This window comes from Enterococcus sp. AAFC-DPL-6103 (assembly GCF_058216595.1).
Genome location: NZ_CM177102.1, coordinates 2,121,902 through 2,137,378, shown reverse-complemented (window position 1 = coordinate 2,137,378; position 15,477 = coordinate 2,121,902). Strand labels below are relative to the sequence as shown.

Below are 15,477 nucleotides of genomic sequence, written 5' to 3'. Positions count from 1 at the left end.
AGGATAATAAAAGAAATTAGATAATTATGTTGTTATTAATCATTAAGGATTTCAATCACAAAGTTAATGTAACAGGAGTATAGAAAGAGTGTCGAATAAAAATTATACAATTCAAGTACTGAGAGGATTCGCTATTTGTTGTGTAGTAATGATTCACTGTCTTCCTCAAAGTGTTGATTCAATTTTCATACGTTCATTTTTAAATCATGCTGTTCCTTTATTTCTTTATTTAAGCGGAATTAATTCTAGTATGGAGAATTACAAACCCAAAAAAAGAGTAAAAAAAGTCGTTTTTTCCTATATCATTTGGAGTTTGATTTATACATTGTTATATAATTATGGAGAACCACAATTGTTCAGAAAGTTTTTTTTAAGTTTAGTTACATTTAATTCTGCTTCAGGCATGTATTTTATTCCTGTATATATTCAGCTTACTCTATTGATTCCAATTATTGATAAGATGGGAAGCTCTCGTTATAAAAGTATATTTTTGTTGATATCACCAATAGAAACATTCTTTAGTAGAATTATTCCAACATTTTCTGGTTATCATTTTCAAATTTAATGGCGAATATTAGAATAAACAGTTGTTTACCTTGGTTTTCTTTTTTTTATTTAGGCTATCTTGTAGGGAATAATAAAATTTATATGAAGAAAAAGAAAGAGAAAAAAATGATTCTTTTGTATGTGATTTTATTATTTCTTTCATTTTTTGAAGGATATTTGCTTTTCCAATATTCTCCCGAAGTTGGAGTATCTGCCTTGAAGTTAAGTTCTGTATTAGCTAGCATGGTATTTTTGATGATGATAAGTAAGGTTATTAAATGTAAAAAGAAAATAAAAATTGATGTTTTGAAATATATAGGCGATTGTTCATTTTCTATATTTTTTTTACATCTTGTAATTATTCAAGTGTTTAATCGTAGCCAAATGTATCGCCTTTTCCCGTTTAATGCATTAGTTGTGTTAATAATTAGCTTAGTAATATCTTATTTGTGGAAAGAATTAAATGATTTCTTCTGGAAGGTAAGAAAAACTAGTAAATAAGATTTTGTACAAGAAAAACAAAAAGAGAATATACAATAGTTCTTTCTCAGAAAGAACTATTGTATATTCTCTTTTTCTTCAAAATTATTTTGTTGCTTCATTTCTTGGAATAGCAGTACCCCAATAAAGCAATTTTTTGATAGCTTCCTGAATTTCTTTGTCAGTGGAGTTGCAGTTGTCAATTTGTCCTAATCCAATCACGTCACCATAAACCCCGTAAATGTGACCAAAAAGTGTTCATAAAATCGGCCTGTATTAGAAATAGCCATCGATAACGATTTATCGTTATTTAGACAAAATGGAGGATAAAAATAGAAAGACAAATGATCATTAGTTTTTGCCAATTATAAAGAAAAGTGACAATTGTTCAAACAATATATATTTGTATGTTATCTCTCATACAGAAACAGCCTTATTCTTTAGAATAAGACTGTTTCTGTATCAACCAATCTGATTGACAAACAAGATAATAATGTCAATTTATTTTCTATTCTTATTTTTATTCGAATAGTTATTATACTTACTATATGATATGAACAAGCTCTTTTATCAATTGGTCTCTTTTATAATGTCTCTATGATTTATCAACATTTTTACAAATAAAATTCCTAAAACAGCTAAGCTTACGCCTAACAAGTTATAAGTAAACCGCATTACTAATGTTTGTGGAATTCCATACATTTGACTAGCTATCGTTAACGCACCAATACAATTAAAAACCGTCTTATAACGGTAACTTGAACAAAATCCTAAACAAATACCACCTAATAAACTAAGTATCTCAATGGGGAAATACATACTTAATAGAATAAAAGAAAACATACCAATAATTGTGCCTAATAAACGGTCGGTTGCACGTGTGTTTAAATCAATTATTGAAAATCCATAACTCGCAAATAAAGAAGAAAAGGCAAATCCAAACCACATAAATCGTTCAAAAGATAGATACTGGCTAATAGCTAATAATAAGCTAATGAAAATTACATAGGAACACAACCAGATTTTCAATGAATCACTCTTTTCTTTCAAAGCCTTGAACATTGTCTTTTCTTTATGTTTATTTCGATGATTGTGATAAATTATCCACAAAAATATTAGATAAAAGAGACCAAAGAAAAGAAGGCGACCATTCAGTAATTGTTTCGTTAGATGTTCTGTTATTGTTGAATAAACAACAAATATATAGGAAAATCCATATAATGACGGATTTCCCATTTTGGGATCACTTAGAGTAGCAATTAGTATCCCTCCCAGTAAAAAGAAATGCAACAATACTTGCAAAATAAAATACGGTAATAAGTGGACAAATGGTGCAACAAACAACGCACCCAGGACAATGCCCAATCCTAAAATTGATTGAGTAAATTTATATCCGAAGTCGACAAATCTTAGACTAAGCATCATACAGAAAAAAACAATAGCATATGGCTTATTGGATTCACCAAAAAACTTCGTAGATGTAACAATCACACAAATAGCAGATCCAACAATTAATAAAGATCTTAATACTAAGGATAAAAAATATTTTCTCCGCTTACTACTTGATTTTGTATTTTTTATTTTTTGCTTAAGTATTAAAGGATCCAATTGTAGTAACTGATAAAAAGTCATTCTTCATATCTCCTTACTGATATTACTATTACTTAGCTAAATCTAACAATGATAAATACTTATAATCTTTTTCATTTAATTTGGTTATAGTTGATATAAAAAAGAACCAATTGAAGTATATATCTACTTCAATTCCTTATTAACAAAGAGCAAAAAAATACTATATTCCTTTGAAAATATAGTATTTTTTGCTTAAAATCTAATTGATATAGTTAATTTGTTGTTTTTCAACTATTTGATAGCTGATTAACTTATCACTATCTAAATTTTCTTTATTCATGTCTACCGCTGTAATTTGGCTATCCTCATACGTGCGATAATAATAAATGCCTTTATCTACATTACAACATGACGAATAAATTGTATATTCATATTTTCCGCCACCAACATCACATAATCCCTTTTGTTGTTCAACGGATCCCAGAATATGGAAAAATTGACTAATACTCTCAGATTCTGAGTCACCTGATACCGAATTAAGTTTAGTGAATGTTGCTTTAACAAATCGAGAGGTAGACGATAAATCTCCAGGTAATCCTATTCCACCCATACCACGACTATAAGCATTCAAAACAACTTTATTTGAAAAATTATTTTTAGGCGTTTTATTAGATAATACACGATAATTATTTAAATTAAATAATTGATAGTCAAATGAAGGGCTATTGGTTAAAACGCCTACAGGATTGTCGTGGATATGAAGTCCGTCTTTCATACTTTCGATAACGATTGATTTTTCTTTATCTGCCAATAACCAATGTAAAGGCGACAATGGGAGATCTTCACTAAAGTTAATAGCCGCTAAATTGATTGTTTCTAATAACTTTTTCGCTTCATTTACAGTTGAACATTGTCCTAAAATCCAAGGAATAAATTCAAATGGAGACACATTATCTTTTTCTGATTGTATCTCTTTATACTCTGCATAACCAGAAAAATTCAATCCTGCCATACTTAAACCCTTTTCGTTTGTGGCATCATAATAAAGTGGATAGTCTGCAATTCCAGCTGCAATTCCAATCATTGCATAGTGAGTATCTAAGTTCTTTACTTTTCGAAAATCTAAACTATAGTTTCTTGGAGTGATAGTAACTACTTCATCATAAGATATTTCATAATCAAAGTTTCTTCCAAAATAGTGATCCTTAGTAGTATAAGTAATCGATGTACACATATAAGTTCCTCCTAAAATAGATTTTTTTCTGATTACTCTTATATTTTTAATATAAAAATATTTGATAGTAAAGATGTTTCTTGTAAATCTTTTTTTCTTATGATTTCTGCTTCAATTCCATTTGAAACGATGACAGTATTCTGTAATACAGTCATTATTTCTCCAATAATATAGTTACCTGAAACAGCTATATACGATATTTTTTCTAAGAACTCTATAATCAATAATTAAATACTGATAGTTATGAAAATTTTGATCTAATAAACCATAAATTATCGCTATAAATACAACTTCATTTTCATCTAATTGATATCTTGATACTATTTCTTCAATTTTTGGATATACGATCCCCCTTCCGAACATACTTAATGAAGATAAAGACAAGAAATATTATTTCAAAAAAATGGATTGAAGAAAAAAATCAATACACGAGATCAAACATTTGTTGCATGAAATAGATAAATATGACGAAAAAGAAATGGAAAAATTGAAAAACTAAAAGAGAGCTTAATGTCATATAGGAAGTATCTAATTACTCATAATGTTTAGTGGTATATATTTTTTTCATAAAACTTTTACTTTGGAATCATAATTATTCTTTTGTTTGATTTAAATATTAAACGTTTTTTATCCGGCATAATTATTCGGGTGTGTCAGAAACTTAAAAGTTTTTGATCCTTTTTTTATTCTTCACTTCACAGCACTTTCAGGGGCTCAATTAATTAGGTCAGAAAGTCATATACTCTTGGAGACAACAGAGTATACTTGGATGATCAAAAGACAAATTGAATATAGATTACTAATTGTATATGGACATTTAAGTTGAGCATTTAAATTATTGATGCTATATTATAGTTACGAAATGAGATAAGCTATACACGAATAGCACAAAAGCCAACCCTATTGCGAGTAGGATTGGCTTTCTTTATGTTCGTTGCGACTCCGAACATGTGGGTTAGAGACAACTTGCTTTAGTTATCGTCTTTCTCGTCTAGCCAGTGAGAAACCAGTTCGCTGACCAGTCCAACAAAAATTGGTGCGATAACCAATGAGATAAGCTTTTTCACGAAAAACACCCCCAATCAGGGGCAAATTGCCAAAAAAATTATACCATTAAAAAAGTCTGGTATAAAAGAAACTCAGAGAATTACTTTTAACTTACACTTATGCTCTAGATCGGTTAAAATTTGTAATCAATAAATTAGATGAAACCTAAAAAAATAATGCAGATAAAAAAGTTCAACAGGATATACTCTGTTGAACTTTAACTCTACCTGAGATTTAAACGAATTGCAGGTCGGTCTTTTGAGCTAGGTATTAAAAGGAGAATAGTTGTTAGTAAAGCAATGCACTTATGTTTATAAAATAACTATTTATGAAAATAAATGTATACAAAATAATCTATGTGTGTAAATATGTATATTACAAATAAATAAAAAGAAAATCTTAATGATGAATAACTCACTTAACGAAAGTAATCGCTATAAAAATGTGTGGCTTTGGTATTTGTTACTAATGATAGGTACATTGTCGTTATTGTTTTATCCTACAATGGTAGCAAAAGCAGATGTTCAAGAACCTCTTACATTAGATACAAAAATATTAAATAAAGAAGATTTACCTTCTAATGTTCCCATAGAAAAAACACTGGAAAATATAACTAAACAAAATAGTAGGACTGTAGAAACAGGTATTTTAGATTCTCAAAACGATGATCGATCATTAAGAGGAACAACTGTTGTTGGAGCCAACATTATTCGTATGAGTGGAACAACCTGCCAATTATATATTTCTTGGGCTGGAACAGATTCAATCAATATTTGGCGTGCGAATAATATAAAAGCGACGAATCTGAATTTGATCGGTCCAGTAACATATCTAAATATGAATAACTATTATAAGACAACAACTGCTAGTCCAGTTGGAACTAGCTATGTAGGAACGATGTCCATTCCTACTGGTGAAACTAAAGCTAAAGTTTATGCAACAAACTTACAAGCTTATTACCTTAGCTATGGATGGAGATCAGGTATAATTAATAATGGAACTGTAGTTATTAATTAGTGAGAGGAGAAAGCTTTGAGAAATTTTTCCGAGTTACTAAAAAAGTACCAAGATGCATTTATATATACTGATAAGCGAGAAAAAACAAGTGATATTTTGAAAAAACTTGTTGACGTAGAAGAAAAATCAATTGACTTTCTTTCGCAAAAACGGATTAAGTTATTAGAAGAAAATATAGTAAATTCAATATATTTTGATGAATCAAATAAGACTTCAGTAAAATTGTTATTTGTGATTCACAATGAAAAGAGTAAAAAATATTACCAACATCCATACTTTATTCAAAGTGTCACAGATCCATTATTGAAAGACGAGAGAATATATGTTTTTTATGATGAATCGGTGGGCATTCTTGAAACGAATAGTAGTCTTTTAGCTTTAGATGTTAGAATACTTACGGGTATTTCCAAAAAGAATGTTGAAAAAGAAGATTTAATTTTTAAAGATTACATTTCTGCTTTTGAGCAGAAATGTGATTTAACTTAATTCATATTGATAGTTTTTTTATTATTTTTAATAAAAATCAAGTTAAAAATTCAGTGTGGTATAGATAACTATTAAATTACAATATCCTGTTTTATTCGATAAACTGTCTGTCTAGTAACATTGTAATCTTTCGCAATTCTTGAAATCGCAATTCCTTCATTTAAATCCTTAACGATGTTTTCATAAACTAAGCGTCGTTGAGGATTTTTTGTGTTTGCACTATATAACTTAGGACGTCCCTTGTAAACACCGTTGGCTTTCGCAAGCTTAATGCCTTGTGCCTGACGTCGTTTAGATTCGGTACGCTCTTGTTCAGCAATCATAGACAAGATTTGAATGATTAAATCTTTAATGAATTTATCTAGTAGTGGATTACCAATTGCTTCAGCCATGATTGGTAAACTTGTGATGATTAGCTACACCTTTTTCTTTTTAAATGGTAAAAATTTATCACTTAATAGTAAAATACCTTTTACTAAGGAATCTATATTGATTTTCATAGTTTATAAAGTTATTTCATACATAATTCAAATAGAGAATGTATGTGAATTTTCATAATATCTTTTTATTTTTTTAGGTAATTTTTCAGGAACTTGTTGTTCGACTAAATCCTCAGATCCTGTTTTAATCGCTTCGTCATAATACCATTGCTTGTATTTGACCATGTTTAATATTTTATTGAGATCAGTAATTTTTTCTTCAATAATTTTTTCTTGCTTTTCAAATAATTCTTTGCGTATTTGATACGTTTTACTTCCTTGTTTGCACCATACAAAAAATTGTTTCATTTCTTTAATTTCTAAACCAGATTTTTTGAGACATTCGATCACTCGTAAGATCTCTAATTCATTATCTGAAAACTTACGTATTCCTGAAATTCTTTGAAGATCAGGAAAAAATCCTTCTTTATCATAGTATCGTAAGGTAGAAATAGGTAAATGGAACATTCTTGATACTTCTCCAATAGTATACATAACTCATTTCCTTTCTTATATCTTTTTGCTTGACCTGAAGCTAACTTGAGGTATTAGTATAGTAACATAAAAATATTTTTGAACCAATTAAGCCATAGAAAGGACTTGATAAATAATTGAGAGGGAGATTATAGTAACGGAAATGTACGAATGGAATAATGGTGTGAACATTCCTGAATTAGGTTTTGGTGTTTACCGAGTTAGTGATTTAAAAGAATGTGAGAATTCTGTCTTTGAGGCTATTAAAACTGGTTATCGTTTATTAGATACAGCAAGTGCATAAAGTAAAGATAAAAGGAGGGAGCAAAATGACAAGTGCCATCGAAAAACAAATCGTTAATAAAGAGATTCGAGTGACAGATCCACTTTTTGAAGTGATCCATCAGATTCAAGCGGAAAACGAAGAGCCTTTAGCAGCGCTGAATACTGGGTACCATGAACCAGCAGATATCCGCAAACGGCTAGAAAAAATCATTAGTGATAAAGTAGATGATACGGTGACTGTTCTGTTGCCTTTTTATACAGACTTCGGCAAACATATTAGTATAGGAAAAAATGTCTTTATCAATCGTCAAGCGATGATCGTCGACTTGGGTGGTATCTGTTTAGAAGATTCAGTATTGATTGGTCCTCGTGTCAATCTCATCACGGTAAACCATCTAACTGATCCAACAGAACGAAGAGGCTTGTCAGTAAAGCCAATCCACATCAAGAAAAATGCTTGGATCGGAGCAGGAGCAACTGTTTTGCCAGGCGTAACAATTGGCGAGAATGCCATTGTTGCAGCAAATGCAACTGTTACGAAAGATGTCCCAGACAATACCATCGTTGCAGGAATCCCTGCCAAAATCGTCAAATCTGTCGAACGGATTATTTGAACAGTAAGATGAAATAAAGGATAGTGAGTATAAGCAAAAGATTTTTCAAAACAGGAGGAGAATAGAATGAATGATTTATCAGAAAAAGTGATTATCATCATGGGCGCTTCAAGCGGAATCGGTGAAGCAACAACGAAGCTGTTAGCAGAAAAAGGAGCTAAACTAGTTATAGCTGCACGCCGAGAAGATCGTTTAAAAGCAATAAAAGAATCTTTACCAGATGCAGAGCTATATATTCAAGCAGCAGATGTAAGAGATTTTGCACAAGTCCAAGCAGTTATCGATTTAGCGATGGAAAAGTTCGGTCGAATCGATGTATTGTACAATAATGCAGGAATCATGCCAACCGCTCCATTAGTTGAAGGCCACCGTGATGAATGGCAAAATATGCTTGATATCAACATCATGGGTGTGTTAAATGGAATTTCCGCCGTACTTCCAATCATGGAAAAACAAAAATCTGGGCATATCATTTCAACTGATTCTGTGGCAGGACATGTTGTTTATCCTGATTCCGCTGTTTATTGTGGGACAAAATTTGCTGTCCGTGCAATCATGGAAGGATTACGTCAAGAGCAACGGCAAAATAACATCAAATCTACGATTATCTCTCCAGGAGCTGTTCAAACTGAATTATATCAAACCATTAGCGACAAAAAGGCTGCTCTTGAACTTCATGAAGCACAAAAAGAATGGGGATTGACAGCCAAAGATATAGCTTCTGCTGTAGCATTTGCGATAGAAACGCCAGACCGGATGTCCGTCAGCAACATGATTATCCGTCCGACGACACAAGAAGTATAATCCATAACGGATGATCTTCAGAGAGAATTACTTGTTAAATAGTTATTCAAATGACCATCAATTTAAGCCTTGAATGAAGAATATTCTTCTCCATTCAAGGTTTTTTATGGCTCATTGTCAAATGATGTTAGGAATGCGAATTATAAACAATATAGCTTGTAAAGAAAGGAGGAACGTATAAATGAAAAAAAGATAAGATCAATACTACTTACGGATGCAAATGATGAAGAATCGATGAGTACGTTAGCCAAATTCCCCAAATTAATGTTTGAGTATCAAATTACGGAAGAAGACATTTTCAACTATAAAGAGCAACAACGAACTGAAAAATTCCTAACTCACATGATTTACAGCAGACGTTCACAAAAATGGGGCTATCGAGTGGCAGTGTTAAAGAGTGAAATAACCGAGCAAAGCTCGTTGACTAAAGGAATAAGGGGGTCTGTAATTAATAAAGTTATTTCACTACTAAAATATTTTTGGTATTGTAAAAAACTCCTCTGCAATCTACATAGAGAAGTCATTTAACTGAGTTTTTTCAGCCATATATTACAAATGATAAAAAAATTATATGAAGACAAAAGAGACATGAATCGACTATAAGAGCTAAAAAATAACCATCTGGCACTTTGACCGGCGCGTAGATAGTTAAACGTTTATTTATATCAAAGTCACTGTCTTTTTAACAGTTCATCATAGGAACTATGCTCTCGTATTCAACAAAAACTAGGCTACCAATCACCGATTGACTATCGGAAATCAGCAACCTAGGAAAATGTTTTTTTATTACTGTCTCACAACTTTAGATCAGTTCCCAAATGGTTCCGACTTTTTTAGTATCAGAATGATTAGCCATCTTGGCGTGTTGCCGCAATGTCAATTTCTCTAATATTCACTTCTTGAGGCATATCATAAATAAATTTAACTACTTCTGCGACATGGGCAGGGTCAAGGGTAATTCCTCCCATTGTTTCTTTCCATGCTTGATAATCTGACAAAGCATTAGTATCTGTAACATGAGTTAATAACTCTGTTTCAGCAGCACCAGGGGCAACCAAACTTACACGAACATTATCTTTTGAAACTTCTTCGCGAATGGTTTCGCTTAAACCATGGACACCAAATTTTGAGGCAACATAAGCGGCATGGTTTATAAAAGTTTTACGTCCAGCTAAGGAAGACATATTGATGATCGTACCGTGTTTTCTTTCAACCATATCTGCTAATACAGCTTGCATACCATTTAACACCCCTAAAACATTTGTGTCCATCATCGTTTTCCATTCCAATGGAGACTGTGACTGAACATTTCCTAATAACATCACACCAGCGTTATTTACTAATAAATCAGTCTTTCCAAATTTTTCTTCTGCTAAGGCAATACTGGCTTTGAAAGCTTGCGCATCGGTTACATCGACAGAGTCGACAAGGATTTGATCAAAATCAAGCGGTAAAGCATAAATTTTTTCTGTACGGCGACCTAATAATAACATGGGATAGTTTTCTTTATTAAATAGTTTAGCGATTTCTGCTCCAAAACCTGAACTTGCTCCAGTAATCACGATTAAAGGTTTATTCATTTCATTTCCTACTTTCTTCTGTTAAGATAAACGTAGTATACAACTTGGAGTTAGCTCCAAGTCAAGGAGGAAAAATGAAAACTTATACAATTGGTGAAATTGCAGAAAAGTATCAATTATCAACAGATACCTTACGCTATTATGATAAAGAAGGTTTGTTACCATTCGTGAAGAAAAATTCCGCGGGGAGACGTGTATTTACCGAAGATGATTTAGGATACTTGAATGTCATTGAGTGCTTAAAAAAATCGGCTATTCCAGTAAAGGATATCGCAACATTTATGGAGTGGTGTATGCAAGGCGATGGAACTCTACCTGATCGTTACGCCTTCATTGTCGAACAAGAGACGATTTTAGAAGCAAAAATCCAAGTATTAGAAGCTAATTTGGCCTTTTTGCGTTGGAAGAAATGGTATTATCAAAAAGCAAATGAAGTTGGAACAGAAACAATTTTTTTTGAACCAGGAACAAGACAAGTCAGCGAAAAATGGCATCAAGAATATGAAGATCAATTATCAAAGACTGTCTACTAAATAAACTTAGTGATAAAAAGAAAGCAGGTTTGACAGATGAACAGTATGGAAAAAGTAAATAAATTTCGTGATGATCGGAATTGGCGACAATTTCATAACGAAAAAGATTTAGCGATTTCGATTTCTTTGGAAGCTTCAGAACTATTGGAACTTTTTCAATGGAAGCAACCTGAGGAAGTCACAGCAAATCAAGTGGAACGAATCAAAGAAGAACTAGCAGATGTCTTGATCTATTCGTACATGCTAGCAGACAATCTCGATTTTGATTTGGAGGAGATCATTGAAGAAAAGTTAATCAAAAATAATATCAAATATCCTGTCGAAAAGAGTGTAGGCAAGCGCGAAAAATACACGGAACTATAAAGAAAATGGACAATAATCTATGATTGAATGATAGACAGAAGTAGGTATATCCATTAAAATGAAGAAAATATGGTGTGGGAAGAGGAGGTCGTAAAATGACGACTGACAAAAACACGAATAAAGAGAAAAAGGGCAACCGAGTGAGACGATGGCTGATGAATTTGCTTTTGTTGTTACTCTTGCTAGTAGGAATTGCTCTGATTTTTAATGAACAAATCAAAGACTTTTTTGTGAAGAATACTGGGGATCAATACGCGATAGCCAATGTAACGAAAGAAGATTTACAAAAAAATAATGAGCGAGAAACAACCTTTGACTTTGATGCAGTTGAACCAATGAGTTCTGAACGAGTGATCCGGGCAGAGGCCAGCTCAGAAAGTAAGGACCTGCCAGTGATTGCTAGTGTGGCAGTTCCATCTGTGTCAATTAACTTGCCGATTTTTAAGGGCCTTTCAAACACAGCATTATTGTATGGTGCAGGAACTTTATCACCTGATCAACAAATGGGAAAAGGAAATTATGCATTGGCTAGTCATCGCTCCACGAATCCAGAGTTGTTGTTCACTCCTTTAGAAAATCTTTCAATGGGTGCAACGATCTATTTGACTGATTTAGAAAATGTGTACACGTATAAAGCTTTTTTCAAAGAAAAAGTGGCACCAACACAAACCGAGTTATTAGATGTAGTGGATGGTAAAGAAATCGTGACCTTGATTACTTGTGGGGATAACAATGCAGTAACTCGTTTAGTTGTACAAGGAGCATTGGAAAAAGTAACGCCAATGAAAGATGCAACGGATGAAATGGAACAAGCTTTTCATTTAGAAACAAAAACTTTTTAGTACAAAATCTACTCAAAGTGTGTGCGTTGAAGGAAAATAGAAAAGTTTAAAAACTGAGAGCGCATGTTCTCGGTTTTTTTGTTTAATCGTTGTCAACGTTTAACAATAGAAGAAAGTCAAAATAAAAAATTGAAAGGGATTGCAAAGAGGAGGAGAAAGTGTTATCATAAATTCAGTTAAGGAATGGATTGTTACTGCTCGGCAGGCAAAACCAGAATTCAGCTGTGGATTGACAGGCGAATTCTAGGTTTTTTTTATTTTTTGGAAAGGAGAAGACGAGATGATTATTGAAAAAGTACTGAATAATAATGTCGTCATTTCGAAAAATGAATTAGGTGAAGAAATAGTCTATATGGGCAAAGGATTGGCATTTCAAAAGAAGCCTGGCGATTCGATTTCATCTGAAGCAATCCAAAAAGAGTTTGTACTCAAAGATTCTTTTTCCAGAAGCCAGTTTCAACAGCTAATGGCTGACATTCCTTCTGAAGAAGTCGAATTAGTCAAACAAATAGTTGACTTAGCAGAGGAAAAATTGGCTGTGAACTTTTCATCGAATATTTATTTAACACTAACGGATCATGTTCATTACGCGATGGGGCGGGCAAAAGAAAAAGTCCAATTACCAAATCCGTTATTATTTGAAACAAAAAAGTTTTATCCTAAAGAGTATCAGGTTGCTAAAGAAGCCTTGTATTTTCTTGAAGAAAAAACTGGTATTGAATTTCCTGAAGATGAAGCGGGATTTATCGCTTTTCATTTTGTGAATAGCCAGCAAGGAAATGGTGATATGCAAGTGACGATGACTGCGACAACCATGGTACGTGATATCTTAAGCATTATTAGTAAATTTTTTGGTGTTGTTTTTGATGAAGAATCATTGAACTATCAACGAATCATTACACATCTACAATTTTTTGCACAGCGTTATCTAAAAGGTGAAAATTCTGACGAAAAAGATGAGTTTCTTTATGCATTAGTTCAGGGAAAATATCCCCAAGCCTTCCGTTGTGTGCAACGAATCAATGATTATTTGGTTCATACGCAACAACAAGAAATGGAAGTTGCAGAGCAAATCTATTTGACGATTCATATCCAACGTGTAGTGAATGAAAAACAGATCCAATCATAAGGGTTGTTACTGTCAGGCAGGCAAAACCTAGATTGAAAATATGGACACGAGCAAGCAATTCGTGACCGTTTTTTCAATCTAGGTTTTTTATTTTATCAAAATTTAGTAGAAAGAAGGAAGAAAAGATGGATAACAAAGCAGTTGGCAAACGTGTATGGGAAGCAGTCGGGGGGCAAAAAAACGTCAATAGTCTGGTCCACTGTGCCACACGATTACGTTTTAAATTGAAAGATGAATCGATTGCAGACACAGAAAAATTAAAGGGTGACCCGGATGTGATCCAAGTTGTTCAAAGTGGTGGTCAGTACCAAGTTGTGATTGGCAGTAATGTAGCTGATGTCTATCAAGCAATTGTGGATGAAGAAGGTTTAGCGGATCAGGTAGCAAAAGAAGAAAAATCTGGGAATATTTTAAGTAAGTTTATTGATATTATTTCAAGTATTTTTACACCGTTTTTAGGTGCGATGGCAGCAGCAGGGGTTTTAAAAGGATTTCTATCTTTGGCAACCGTTCTCGGCTGGTTAGCTGCAGAGAGTGGAGCTTATCAGATTTTATTTGCAGCTGCAGATGGCGTCTTCACGTTTTTACCAGTAATGCTGGCTTTTACAGCGGCTAAAAAATTCAAAACAAATCAGTTTTTAGCAGTAGCTATTGCGATGGCATTGGTGTATCCAGCAATCACGGCGGCAGCTGGTGCAGGAACAGCATTAGATTTCTTTGGAATTTCGGTTATTTTATCTCCCTCTGGTTATACCTCTTCTGTTATCCCAATTATCTTGGCTGTTTGGGTGCAAAGTAAATTTGAACCACTTGTGAAAAAAATCATTCCCCAATTTTTGCAAATGATTTTAGTTCCTTTAATCATTTTGTTAGTTATGGTTCCTTTGACTTTCTTAGCTTTAGGGCCGATTGGAACAGTTGCTGGGAATGCACTGGGTAGTCTATTCAATTCGATTTATGGTTTTAGTCCGATTGTGGCTGGTTTGATTATGGGAAGTTTTTGGCAAGTCTTTGTTATGTTTGGGATGCATTGGGGATTTGTACCAATCATGTTCTTGAATATTGATCAATTTGGTTATGATATTTTGATGCCGATGTTATTGCCAGCTGTTTTGGCACAAGGTGGTGCCGCATTAGCTGTGGCGGTTCGCTCAAAAGATAGTAAATTACGTTCACTAGGTATTTCATCAACAATCACTGCGTTGTTTGGGATTACAGAACCCACTGTATATGGTGTAACCTTACCATTGAAAAAACCATTTATCGTCGCTTGTGTCTCTGGAGGTATTGGTGGGGCATTGATTGGTTTTGCAGGTGTAAAATCTTTTGCTAGTGGCTTAGTCAGCTTATTAACGATTCCGTCATTCATTAGTACGATTGATGGTGTAGAATCCAATGTAACGATGGCAATCATTGCAACAGGAATTTCTTTCATTCTTGCATTTTTAGGAACTTTGTTGGTTGGATTTGAAGATCCTGCAGAAGAAACAAAGAAAATGGAAGCGACAGCCGGAGAAACACTTTCTTCTGGTCGTCATAATCTAAAGAGCCCATTGACAGGAAAAGTGTTACCATTAAGTGAGGTAGCTGATCAGGTCTTTTCAACCGGTGCGATGGGAAAAGGAATCGCGATTGAACCAGAAAAAGGAGAACTTCTTGCGCCAGCAGATGGTGAAATCACTACGATTTTTCCAACTGGTCATGCGGTTGGCTTGACAACGACTGATGGTATTGAAATATTGATGCATATTGGAATGGATACAGTGGAATTAAATGGTGCTGGTTTTGAAACGTTTGTGAAGCAAGGAGACCAAGTGAAAGCGGGGGACTTATTAGTAAAATTTGATATTGACGCGATTCGTGCTGCGGGTTACAGTACCGTAACACCAATTGTGATTACGAATACCGATCAATTTACTGATGTTTTGGAACTGGATCAAGAAGAAATTATCTCAACTGAAGATTTTTTAGCAATTGTAAAATAAAGATATT

17 protein-coding genes and 1 pseudogene are annotated in these 15,477 nt (G+C 33.2%); 12 read left to right on the top strand and 6 right to left on the bottom strand.

All coding sequences use genetic code 11. The features are described from left to right. The first annotated feature begins 88 nt into the window (after window positions 1–88). A complete protein-coding gene (locus AC4BC3_RS10150; RefSeq protein ID WP_490466421.1) occupies window positions 89–565 on the top strand; it encodes an acyltransferase family protein in 477 nt (158 codons plus the stop codon). Next, entirely contained in the window at window positions 565–1,047 is a 483-nt protein-coding gene (locus AC4BC3_RS10145) for an acyltransferase family protein (RefSeq protein ID WP_490466420.1), read from the top strand. Before AC4BC3_RS10150 ends, AC4BC3_RS10145 begins: the two co-directional genes overlap by 1 nt. 549 nt (window positions 1,048–1,596) lie before the next feature. Here the strand turns inward: AC4BC3_RS10145 and AC4BC3_RS10140 are convergent. From AC4BC3_RS10140 to AC4BC3_RS10130, 3 genes are all read right to left on the bottom strand, one after another. Beyond that, window positions 1,597–2,658 carry an FUSC family protein gene (locus tag AC4BC3_RS10140; RefSeq protein ID WP_490466419.1) on the bottom strand — a complete coding sequence of 354 codons (1,062 nt, stop codon included), beginning with the start codon at window positions 2,656–2,658 and terminating at the stop codon, window positions 1,597–1,599. A gap of 199 nt (window positions 2,659–2,857) precedes the next feature. Next, complete coding sequence (gene bsh / locus AC4BC3_RS10135) at window positions 2,858–3,832, bottom strand: choloylglycine hydrolase (protein ID WP_206907270.1); 975 nt, start codon at window positions 3,830–3,832, stop codon at window positions 2,858–2,860. Window positions 3,833–4,803: 971 nt separating this feature from the next. After that, a complete protein-coding gene (locus AC4BC3_RS10130) occupies window positions 4,804–4,899 on the bottom strand; it encodes a type I toxin-antitoxin system Fst family toxin (RefSeq protein WP_206907268.1) in 96 nt (31 codons plus the stop codon). A 382-nt stretch (window positions 4,900–5,281) separates the two neighbouring features. Between AC4BC3_RS10130 and AC4BC3_RS10125 the strand changes: the two genes are divergently transcribed. Both AC4BC3_RS10125 and AC4BC3_RS10120 read left to right on the top strand, forming a co-directional pair. Beyond that, a complete protein-coding gene (locus tag AC4BC3_RS10125) occupies window positions 5,282–5,896 on the top strand; it encodes a hypothetical protein (RefSeq protein ID WP_490466418.1) in 615 nt (204 codons plus the stop codon). A 15-nt stretch (window positions 5,897–5,911) separates the two neighbouring features. Then, window positions 5,912–6,382: a hypothetical protein gene (locus AC4BC3_RS10120; RefSeq protein ID WP_242589832.1), complete on the top strand. Its 471-nt coding sequence runs from the start codon at window positions 5,912–5,914 to the stop codon at window positions 6,380–6,382. Between the two features lie 71 nt (window positions 6,383–6,453). On the opposite strand, the pseudogene AC4BC3_RS10115 reads toward AC4BC3_RS10120, so the two are convergent. Together AC4BC3_RS10115 and AC4BC3_RS10110 are read right to left on the bottom strand one after the other, a co-directional pair. Beyond that, window positions 6,454–6,798, bottom strand: a pseudogene (locus AC4BC3_RS10115) (helix-turn-helix domain-containing protein); the annotation flags it as partial. 111 nt (window positions 6,799–6,909) lie between these two features. Then, the gene (locus AC4BC3_RS10110; protein WP_490466417.1) at window positions 6,910–7,356 is read right to left on the bottom strand and encodes a MerR family transcriptional regulator; all 447 of its coding nucleotides are present in this window, start codon (window positions 7,354–7,356) and stop codon (window positions 6,910–6,912) included. Between the two features lie 142 nt (window positions 7,357–7,498). On the opposite strand from AC4BC3_RS10110, the gene AC4BC3_RS10105 reads away from it, so the two are divergent. The 3 genes from AC4BC3_RS10105 to AC4BC3_RS10095 all read left to right on the top strand — a co-directional run bounded on the left by AC4BC3_RS10105 (window position 7,499) and on the right by AC4BC3_RS10095 (window position 9,038). Further along, complete coding sequence (locus tag AC4BC3_RS10105; protein ID WP_490466416.1) at window positions 7,499–7,639, top strand: hypothetical protein; 141 nt, start codon at window positions 7,499–7,501, stop codon at window positions 7,637–7,639. Between the two features lie 25 nt (window positions 7,640–7,664). After that, the gene (locus AC4BC3_RS10100) at window positions 7,665–8,234 is read left to right on the top strand and encodes a DapH/DapD/GlmU-related protein (RefSeq protein ID WP_206907261.1); all 570 of its coding nucleotides are present in this window, start codon (window positions 7,665–7,667) and stop codon (window positions 8,232–8,234) included. A 66-nt stretch (window positions 8,235–8,300) separates the two neighbouring features. Continuing rightward, the gene (locus AC4BC3_RS10095) at window positions 8,301–9,038 is read left to right on the top strand and encodes an SDR family oxidoreductase (protein ID WP_490466415.1); all 738 of its coding nucleotides are present in this window, start codon (window positions 8,301–8,303) and stop codon (window positions 9,036–9,038) included. An 848-nt stretch (window positions 9,039–9,886) separates the two neighbouring features. Here AC4BC3_RS10095 and AC4BC3_RS10090 read toward each other — a convergent pair. Beyond that, a complete protein-coding gene (locus tag AC4BC3_RS10090) occupies window positions 9,887–10,618 on the bottom strand; it encodes an SDR family oxidoreductase (protein WP_490466414.1) in 732 nt (243 codons plus the stop codon). Between the two features lie 74 nt (window positions 10,619–10,692). Here AC4BC3_RS10090 and AC4BC3_RS10085 point away from each other — a divergent pair, with 74 nt between their 5' ends. The 5 genes from AC4BC3_RS10085 to AC4BC3_RS10065 all read left to right on the top strand — a co-directional run bounded on the left by AC4BC3_RS10085 (window position 10,693) and on the right by AC4BC3_RS10065 (window position 15,470). Then, window positions 10,693–11,151, top strand: coding sequence for a MerR family transcriptional regulator (locus AC4BC3_RS10085; protein WP_206907255.1), 459 nt, complete (start codon window positions 10,693–10,695; stop codon window positions 11,149–11,151). A 36-nt stretch (window positions 11,152–11,187) separates the two neighbouring features. After that, entirely contained in the window at window positions 11,188–11,514 is a 327-nt protein-coding gene (locus AC4BC3_RS10080; protein ID WP_490466413.1) for a nucleotide pyrophosphohydrolase, read from the top strand. A gap of 95 nt (window positions 11,515–11,609) precedes the next feature. Beyond that, window positions 11,610–12,356, top strand: coding sequence for a class A sortase (locus AC4BC3_RS10075; RefSeq protein ID WP_490466412.1), 747 nt, complete (start codon window positions 11,610–11,612; stop codon window positions 12,354–12,356). Between the two features lie 280 nt (window positions 12,357–12,636). Next, window positions 12,637–13,485 (top strand): BglG family transcription antiterminator LicT, encoded by an 849-nt coding sequence (gene licT / locus AC4BC3_RS10070; RefSeq protein WP_490466411.1) that lies wholly within the window; start codon window positions 12,637–12,639, stop codon window positions 13,483–13,485. A 125-nt stretch (window positions 13,486–13,610) separates the two neighbouring features. Beyond that, window positions 13,611–15,470 carry a beta-glucoside-specific PTS transporter subunit IIABC gene (locus AC4BC3_RS10065; RefSeq protein WP_490466410.1) on the top strand — a complete coding sequence of 620 codons (1,860 nt, stop codon included), beginning with the start codon at window positions 13,611–13,613 and terminating at the stop codon, window positions 15,468–15,470. The last annotated feature ends 7 nt before the right edge of the window (window positions 15,471–15,477 follow it).